Source organism: Succinivibrio dextrinosolvens (assembly GCF_900116345.1).
In the GTDB taxonomy this organism is placed as follows: Bacteria; Pseudomonadota; Gammaproteobacteria; order Enterobacterales; family Succinivibrionaceae; genus Succinivibrio; species Succinivibrio dextrinosolvens_B.
Genome location: NZ_FPAH01000091.1, coordinates 1 through 1386, shown reverse-complemented (window position 1 = coordinate 1386; position 1386 = coordinate 1). Strand labels below are relative to the sequence as shown.

Sequence of the window (1386 nt, the reverse complement as noted above, 5' to 3'; positions counted from 1 at the left end):
ACCGGAGAGAACCGTTTTGTGGGAGTGTTAACCTGCAATGATGTCTCACATCATGCCGACAGGTCAAACCTGCTTCTGGCAACCTCAGACAAGAAACAGAACAATTTCAGCTTTGACTATCGAGTACCCATCAACTCAAGACTAAATGTCATAGGTACCGACCTGTCCTATTCAAGCTATGAGCTGGGTGGAGAATACCGAGACCTTGATATTCACGGCAATGTCTTCAATGCAGATGTGTATCTGGAGAATCCTTTCTACAGAAGCTCAAAGACCAGATTTACAGGAGACATCGGCTCCTACTACCGCCGCATTGCTGACAGTATTGAGTCCTTTGATGTAAAGCTCAAAAGACACAGCTATGGTCTGTTCACTGACTTTAAGCTTGATAACTTCTTTGCCACAGCAAATCTTGCCAATGCTCTGCGCTTTAAATACGGTCAGCTTAAGAATGATGATGAGTACAACCTGTATGAGGACAAATCCTATTTCATCACTACCTTAGACGGTTCGGTGTCCTTTGATGTCAATAAATTCTTTAATATCAGCAACACCTACAGTCTGCAGATTGCCTCAACCTCACTTGACCCATCCGACAAGTTCTCTCCATGCGGAGCTTATGGAGTAAGAGCGTTTGAGTCAAATACCGCCTCATCTGACAACGGTATCTTTGATGATTTGAAGTTCACCTATAAGGTTAAGAGCTATCCGACCTTCAATGTCTATACAGACTTCATGCAGGCTCATGCCAGAAACCATGAGAACAGAAAGAAGGAAAGCTTCTATGCCGTAGGTGTGGGTGGAGAATTTATCTACCACGGCTTCTATGTCAATGCCTCACTGAATAAGGCTGTAGGTCATAACCGCGAGTATGCAAAAGACAAGGTCAAGATGCTGATTAAATTCGGTTATTACATGGTTTAAACAGAACAGGAAAACAGATTCATCTTTTAAAAGGATCAAGATAATTATGAACAAGCTACTAAGAATTCTCTGTGTATCTGCAGGTATGCTCACAGGTACCTCTTTTGCCTCGAATGTACTGCCAAGCGGGGCTCAGATAATTGCCGGTGATGCCACCATTGTCAATAAGGACAAGACTCAGCTGATTGTTTCCAGCGCTGAGCGTAACGTCATCTCCTGGGATGATTTTTCTGTGGGTTCAGAGAATCGAGTCCTGTTTGACAATCACCAGTATTTAAACCTGGTACATGGCTCAAAGGCTTCGGTAATTGACGGTTACATCGGTACCTCAGGCACCAGCAGTTCAGCCTTCTATCTTGTAAATCCCAATGGTATTACCTTAGGAAAGAACGGTGAGATTCATGCCAATAGGGTGGTACTCTCCACCTCTAAAATCACTGAGAAAACCGTTAATGATTTTAT

The 1386-nt window shown here is 43.3% G+C and carries 2 protein-coding genes; both read left to right on the top strand.

The window, feature by feature from the left end:
• Positions 1-924: ShlB/FhaC/HecB family hemolysin secretion/activation protein (locus BM308_RS13135; RefSeq protein ID WP_177214464.1), on the top strand; the 924-nt coding region annotated here is incomplete at its 5' end.
• 46 nt (positions 925-970) lie between these two features.
• Positions 971-1386 (top strand): two-partner secretion domain-containing protein (locus tag BM308_RS13130; RefSeq protein ID WP_143098635.1); only part of this gene is annotated, 416 nt, incomplete at its 3' end.